Annotated in this window: 7 protein-coding genes; 1 reads left to right on the top strand and 6 read right to left on the bottom strand. The window is 67.0% G+C overall.

The features are described from left to right. The 4 genes from ACE3S9_RS13060 to ACE3S9_RS13045 all read right to left on the bottom strand — a co-directional run. Positions 1 to 1,505 (bottom strand): L-lactate permease (locus ACE3S9_RS13060; protein ID WP_374546905.1); only part of this gene is annotated, 1,505 nt, incomplete at its 3' end. Between the two features lie 154 nt (positions 1,506 to 1,659). Next, positions 1,660 to 2,085, bottom strand: coding sequence for a heme-binding protein (locus tag ACE3S9_RS13055; protein WP_374546904.1), 426 nt, complete (start codon positions 2,083 to 2,085; stop codon positions 1,660 to 1,662). A 137-nt stretch (positions 2,086 to 2,222) separates the two neighbouring features. Further along, entirely contained in the window at positions 2,223 to 2,813 is a 591-nt protein-coding gene (locus ACE3S9_RS13050) for a carboxymuconolactone decarboxylase family protein (protein ID WP_374546903.1), read from the bottom strand. Positions 2,814 to 2,920: 107 nt separating this feature from the next. Beyond that, positions 2,921 to 4,093: a YbfB/YjiJ family MFS transporter gene (locus tag ACE3S9_RS13045; protein WP_374546902.1), complete on the bottom strand. Its 1,173-nt coding sequence runs from the start codon at positions 4,091 to 4,093 to the stop codon at positions 2,921 to 2,923. Positions 4,094 to 4,157: 64 nt separating this feature from the next. On the opposite strand from ACE3S9_RS13045, the gene ACE3S9_RS13040 reads away from it, so the two are divergent. Further along, positions 4,158 to 5,045: a LysR substrate-binding domain-containing protein gene (locus ACE3S9_RS13040; RefSeq protein WP_374546901.1), complete on the top strand. Its 888-nt coding sequence runs from the start codon at positions 4,158 to 4,160 to the stop codon at positions 5,043 to 5,045. 29 nt (positions 5,046 to 5,074) lie between these two features. Here the strand turns inward: ACE3S9_RS13040 and ACE3S9_RS13035 are convergent, their stop codons facing one another. Both ACE3S9_RS13035 and ACE3S9_RS13030 read right to left on the bottom strand, forming a co-directional pair. Next, a complete protein-coding gene (locus ACE3S9_RS13035; protein WP_374546900.1) occupies positions 5,075 to 5,515 on the bottom strand; it encodes a CBS domain-containing protein in 441 nt (146 codons plus the stop codon). Between the two features lie 64 nt (positions 5,516 to 5,579). Continuing rightward, positions 5,580 to 6,257, bottom strand: a complete 678-nt coding sequence (locus tag ACE3S9_RS13030; RefSeq protein WP_374546906.1) for an XdhC family protein — start codon at positions 6,255 to 6,257, stop codon at positions 5,580 to 5,582. Positions 6,258 to 6,280: the final 23 nt, after the last annotated feature.

The following is a 6,280-nucleotide window of genomic DNA, read 5'->3' as shown; positions in this document are numbered from 1 at the left end:
TCGCCCTCCTTGCCCTTGAGATTGGTGACGGCGACGCCGGTAGCGATATTCTGCGGCGAGACCATCTTGCCCATCACGCCGCCGGAGGAATTGGTCGCAGCGAACAGCACCGGATCGAGCCCGAGCTGGCGCGCCGCCACCACCTGCAGATTGCCGAACAAAGCGTTGCCGGAGGTGTCGCTGCCCGAGAGCAGCACCGCGACCCAGCCGAGGAAGGGCGAGAGCAGGACGAACAGCTTGCCGGTCGAGGCGACCGCCTTGCCGAGCGTATAGGCCATGCCGGAATAATTCATCAGATAGGCGAGGCCGATGATCAGCATGACGGTGATGATCGCCAGCCAGGCCTGTTTCGCGGTCTTGGCGACGCAGCCGAAAAAGTCCTTCGGCGTCAGGCGGAACAAGGCGGCGCACAGGATGGCGGCGAGCAGGATCGCGGTGCCGGTGCCGAGCGGCTGGAAGGTCCAGACCGCGGCATAGGGCTTGTTGTTGTAGAGCGTGATCGAGATCGCATTATGCAGGCCGGGCCACGGGATTTTCTGCTGGGCGATTTCGGCGATCTTGAAATGGGTCCAGGCGATGACGATGCCGGATACGATCAGCCAGGGCAGCCAGCCCTGCCAGTTGGCGACCGGCGTGGCGATATGCGCCTGTTCCATCGCCTTGGGCGCGACAGCGAATTCCGGATCGGGCGCCGGGCGCCAGACGCGGGTGAAGAGCAGGGTGCAGAACAGCGAGCCGAGCGCCGACAGCACGTCCGTCAACGCGTAATCGAGGAAGTTCGAAGAGATGAACTGGGAGGCCGCGAAACTGCCGCCGGCGACCAGCAGCAGCGGCCACAGCGCCCGGACCGAGCGCAGCCCGCCGTAAAGCGCCATGACATAGAAGGGCAGGATGGTGGCGATGAAGGGCAGTTGCCGGCCGATCATGGCGCCGAGCACATCAGCCTTGAGGCCAGTGACGGCGCCGAGAACCGTGACCGGCACGCCGAGCGCGCCGAAGGCGACCGGCGCGGTGTTGAAGATCAGCACGAAGACCAAAGCTTCGAGCGGCGCGAAGCCGAAGATGATCAGGAGCGAGGAGGTGATCGCCACCGGCGTGCCGAAGCCGGAGACGCCTTCGAGCAGCGCGCCGAAGCAGAAGCCGACGACCACCAGCACCACGCGGCGGTCATTGGGCAGATGGTCGGTCATCCAGTCGCGGAAGGCCTGGAAGCGCCCCGACGCGACGGCGATATTGTAGAGCAGCAGCGCATTGACGACGATCCACATCACCGGCCACAGCGCGAAGACGGCGCCGTTGAAGACGGAATTGAAGGCGAGCGCGGGCGGCATCTGCCAGACCGCAATGGCGACGACGAGGCCCACGATCAGGCCGGTCAGCGCCGCTTGCCAGGCCGGGCGCCTGAGAACGCCGAGCAGGACCAGGACGGCGAGGACCGGAAGGATCGCGACGAGAAAAGACAGGCCGAGACTCTCGCCGACCGGCGTCAGCAATTGCTGGAACATGGGCGCCTCCCCAAGGCGTTATTTAAGCCGTTATTTCCGGCTTGGCGCCGGTTTTCTGATCCTGGCCCCGCCTTTGGCGAGAATTGTTCTTGCCGCTTATGCGGACTTTCCTGGAACCTGCGGACGCTCGCCCGGCTTCAGCCGGCGCGCCGTTTTATTGTGTCGCGAGACCGGCTTTCGCCGCGCCCGCCAGGGCGCAGGCCTCGTCATTATCCGATGTGTCGCCGGTCACGCCGACCGCGCCGATGGGCGCGCCATCCGCGCCGACCAGAATGATTCCGCCCGCCGCCGGAATGATCCCGTGCGGCAGGACCGGCCCGAGCGCGGCGATGAAGGTCGGGCGCTCCACGGCCATTTCGCCGATCTTGCGCGAGGAGACGCCGAGCGCCAGCGCGCCGCTGGCCTTGCCTATGGCGATCTGCGGACGGTGATTGGAGGCGCCGTCCTCTCTCTGCAAGGCGACGAGATGGCCGCCGGCGTCGAGAACGGCGATGGTCAGGGGTTTGAGTCCCAATTCGCGGCCCTTGGCCAAGGCGGCGGCGACGAGGACATTGGCCTGTTCGAGAGTGAGCCGGCTCATGCAGAATTTCCGAGGCGACGGCGGAGCGCCAGTTTACCGTAAAGCTCTGCGGTAAAAAGGCAATGCCGATTCCGCGCGCCGGGGCGGTCTGCGCCATTCCTAAGAAAAGAGAAAGAAAAACCGGCCCGATCCGGCGCTCAGGCGGGCGTCGCCGTCAAGGGCGGATAGCCGCCGGGGCCCGGCGTGCGCGCGACATTCATCACCCAGCAGATCGTGACGAAATAGCCGACCAGCACGGTCAGCTCGACGATCCCCGCCTTGCCGAAATGGCGTTCCGCCGTCGCAAAACCGGCGTCGGACAGGCCATTGGTCTGAAGCACTTCCGCGACGAGATCCAGCGCCGCCGCCTGATCAGCCGGCAGATTGCGTGGAACGCGGCGCGCGGCGAGCGCGTCGAGAACCTCGCGGCTTGCGCCGGCCTTCAGCGCCAGCGGCGCATGGGTTTGCCATTCGAACTGATTGCCGGTCGCGCGCGCCGTCGCGGCCATGACCAATTCGCGGATCAACTCCGGCAATCCGCTTTCGAACCGCAAGGCGGCCCCGAGATCGCCGAGCCGCTCCATCAGAACCGGCTTGTGCAGCAGCGGAAGGAAGGGACCGAACAAGGCTTTGCGCGGCCCATTGATGATCGCCGCGGCGGCGGCGCGCTGCGCCTCCGAACGCTCGTCTTCCGGGATGAGCGGCAGGCGCTCGGAGGTATCGGGGCCGAAACCTTGTGGGCTGGTCATGATGCGGTCTTTCCGTTGGGAGCTCAAGCAGCGTGCGAAAAAGTGGATGCCGGTTATTCGCTTACGCGGACCTTCGGTTCGCAAAAACGCTGCGAAAATAAAGGAAACTAGAGTCGACTGCGATTCGATCGAATCGCAGTCGACACTAGGCGCCACAGCGCCGGAATGGTGAGCGCAAGCGCGACGCAGGCCGCCTGCAGGCCGAGTCGAAGACCCTGGGCGCCTGCCGGCGCGGCGGTGAGCGCGAGCGGGCCGGCGAACTGACCCAAGGCGAAAGCCGCCGTCATTCGTCCGAGCGCGGCGGGGGCGCGGTCGGGCGCGCGCAGGCGAGCTTCCTGCATGCCCAACATGGTGACGACCATGAAGGTTCCGCCGATCAGCAGGGCCGAGGCGACCAGACTCGCCGGCGTCAGCCAGAGGCTCGGGAGCAGGGCGCCGAGCGCCATCAGACCATGGCACGTGGCCCAGGCGCGCAGGCGATGGGACTGGATCCAACGCGCGCCGGCGACAAGGGTGGACAAGGCGGCGGCCGCGCCGAACAAAGGCCAGACCAGCCCAAACACGCGCGGATCGTCGATCATCTGCCGCGCCAGCGCCGGCAGGAAGGTCGCGGGCAGAATATAGCCGAAGCCGAACACGCCATAGCATAGCACGAGACGATTCAAGTCGCGGCTTTGGCCGCCAGCCTGCGCCGCCGGACGCGAAGCCGGCGCCGGCCCGCCGCGCAACAGCAGCAGCGGCGCGACAATGGCGACCAGCGCGGCGGCGCCCAGTTCGAGCCACAGGCGCGCGGCGGAAACGCCGGGCCGCGCCGCGAACAGGCAGAACAATCCGGCCAAAGCCACGCCCGTTCCGACGCCGGCGAAGACGTAAGCCGCGAGGCGCGGACGGCCGGCCTGCGTCAAAGCCGACAGCGCCCAGGCGCTGACGCCGACCAGAGCCCAGCCGCTGAACAGGCCGGCGAGGCCGCGCAACAGGAGCCAGAGCGGGAACAGGGTGGTGGCGCCCATGGCGGCGGTGACCACAACGACGCCGATCAGGCTCGCCCGCGCGCTCGCCGTCGGCGGCCAGGGCAGGCGTCCGGCGGCGAGGGCGCCGACGAGATAGCCGAAATAATTGACCGCCGCGAGCGCCGCGCTGTCGCCCATGCCGAGGCCGCCGTCGCGGACCATCAAGGGCAGCATGGGCGTGAAGGCGAAACGTCCGACGCCCATCGCCACGGCCAGCGCCATGGCGGCGGCGAGGCAGACGAACAGGGGCGATGGCGGCTGTTGGGTCATGAGCGAATTAGAGCGCCGGAAACCCATCATGACAAATGAATAAAGATGAAGTATCATTCTCAATATGAGAACACTTGATTTGGAATCCCTGGCGATTTTCCGGGCGGTCGTGGCCGAGGGCGGCGTGCTGCGCGCCGCCGCGCGGCTCAACCGCGTCCAGTCCAATGTCACGACGCGCATCCGCCAGCTTGAGGAGCGTCTCGGCGTCGCCCTGTTTCGCCGGCAGGGACGCGGGCTGGCGCTGACGGCGGAGGGCCAGCGGCTGTTGTCCTATGCCGAGCGGTTGTTGCGTCTTTCCGACGAGGCGGTTCAAGCTTTGCGCGGCGGCCGGCCGCTGGGGCGGTTCCGCCTCGGCTCGCTGGAAAGCGCGGCCGGCGTCCGGCTGCCGCCGCTGCTGGCGCGTTATCATGCGTTGCATCCGGAGGTGACGGTCGAGCTTTCGACCGCGCCGACCGGCGCCCTGATCCAGAAAGTGCAGAAATTCGAGATCGATGCGGCTTTCGTTTCCGAGCCCTTTTTCGCGCCCGAGCTGGAGAACCTGCCTTTGTTCGAGGAAGAGCTGATCCTGATCGCGCCGCCGGGGGCTTCGCCTGAAACCGCGATGCGATTGGCCGGACAGACCGTCATCGCCTTCGCGCAGGGCTGTTCCTATCGCCGGCGGCTGGAGGAATGGCTGTCGGGCGCCGGGACGGCGCCGGAGCGCATTCTGGAATTTGCCTCCTATCACGCCATGGCGGCCTGCGTCGCCGCCGGCGCCGGCGTCGCGATCCTGCCGCTTGCGGTGCTGGAGAGCCTCCCGGCGCGCGATCAGGTGTCGCGGCACGCTCTGCCGCCGGCTATCGCGCGTAGCCGCACGCATCTGGTGTGGCGCGCGCCTGCCTCGCCCGCGCTCGACGCGCTGCTGGAGATCGCGAAGCCGGAAGCGCTTGAGCGTCTCCAGGACTCGGGGTGAACCGGACTCGGGGCGGACGGGCGCAGGCGTCAGGAATGGCGCGCCGCGATGACGGCGTCGCGCAGGACCAGAATTTCGTCCCGCTGCAGACTCAGGCGCCACGCCACCACGTCGCGAATCGACAGCATGCCGACGACGCGTCCCTCCTCGATCACCGGAAGATGGCGAATGCGTTTTTCATGCATTTTCTTCTCCGCCTCGGACATGGTCGTGTCGGGCGTGCAGGTGACGACCGCCCGGGTCATCAGGTCGCTGACAAAGCGTGAGGAAACATTGGCGCCTTCGCTGGCATAGGCGCGGATCAGATCGCGTTCCGAAAAGACGCCGACGACGGCGCCCCGCGCGTCGCAGACCGGCATGGCGCCGATATTGTGCCGGGTCAGCCGCAGGACGGCCGCGTCGACGCTCTCGTCCGGGCCGCAGGTGACGACGACTTGCCGCTGATAGCCAAGATATTTCCCGATCTCCATTCCGGTCTCCTCTCGCTGGGCAAATCCGTCGCCGCCGGCGCTCCTAGTCATGTTCGACAGCTTCTCACGGGCCGCGATGGGCCGCGATGATTTCGGCCATGATGGCGACGGCGATCTCGGCGGGCGTGGCGGCGTGAATCGCGAGGCCGATCGGCGCCCTGATCCGGCTCAAGGAGCGATCGTCGAAGCCCAGCGCCTTGAGCCTTTGCACGCGGTTCGCATGGGTCTTTTGCGACCCCAGCGCGCCGATGTAGAAGCAATCCGAGGCGAGCGCGAGCGCAAGACCCGGATCGTCGATCCTGGGATCGTGGGTCAGCAGGACGACGGCGCAGGATGCGTCGAGGCGCAACGCGGGCAGCGCGTCCTGCGGCCATTGCGGCAGGAGCTTGTCGTCGGGGAAACGCTCCGCATCGGCGAAGGCGGCGCGCGGGTCGATGACGGTCATGTCGAACCCCGCCAATCGAGCGATCGGGCCGAGAGCCTGCGCGATATGGACGGCGCCGATCGCGATCAGGCGACGTGGCGGCAAATGCGAATGCAGGAAAAAACGCCGTCCTTCCCTTTCGACGATGCGGCCGCCGTCGCGCATCAGGCTGCGCCGGATTTCATCGCTCAGAGGATCGGCATGCTCGTCCGTCGCGCGCGCCAGGCGCTGATCGCCGCTGTCGAGATCGGTGATGAGAACGCAAGGGCGGCGCCGCGCCATGTCCTCGTTCATCGCGAACAGAATCTCGCGCCGCATCAATCGATCCTTTCGACGAAGAT

Origin of the sequence: Rhodoblastus sp. (assembly GCF_041915505.1) — a bacterium.
GTDB lineage: Bacteria > Pseudomonadota > Alphaproteobacteria > Rhizobiales > Beijerinckiaceae > Rhodoblastus.
The sequence above is the reverse complement of the archived record's forward strand: the minus strand, read 5'-3'. Positions and strand labels throughout refer to the sequence as shown.

Bases quoted from the DNA above. Each gene is read 5' to 3' on its own strand.
- ACE3S9_RS13035 (WP_374546900.1), bottom strand. From the start codon at position 5,515: ATGGAGATCGGGAAATATCTTGGCTATCAGCGGCAAGTCGTCGTCACC.
- ACE3S9_RS13055 (WP_374546904.1), bottom strand. From the start codon at position 2,085: ATGAGCCGGCTCACTCTCGAACAGGCCAATGTCCTCGTCGCCGCCGCC.
- ACE3S9_RS13030 (WP_374546906.1), bottom strand. From the start codon at position 6,257: ATGCGGCGCGAGATTCTGTTCGCGATGAACGAGGACATGGCGCGGCGC.
- ACE3S9_RS13040 (WP_374546901.1), top strand. From the start codon at position 4,158: ATGAGAACACTTGATTTGGAATCCCTGGCGATTTTCCGGGCGGTCGTG.
- ACE3S9_RS13050 (WP_374546903.1), bottom strand. From the start codon at position 2,813: ATGACCAGCCCACAAGGTTTCGGCCCCGATACCTCCGAGCGCCTGCCG.
- ACE3S9_RS13045 (WP_374546902.1), bottom strand. From the start codon at position 4,093: ATGACCCAACAGCCGCCATCGCCCCTGTTCGTCTGCCTCGCCGCCGCC.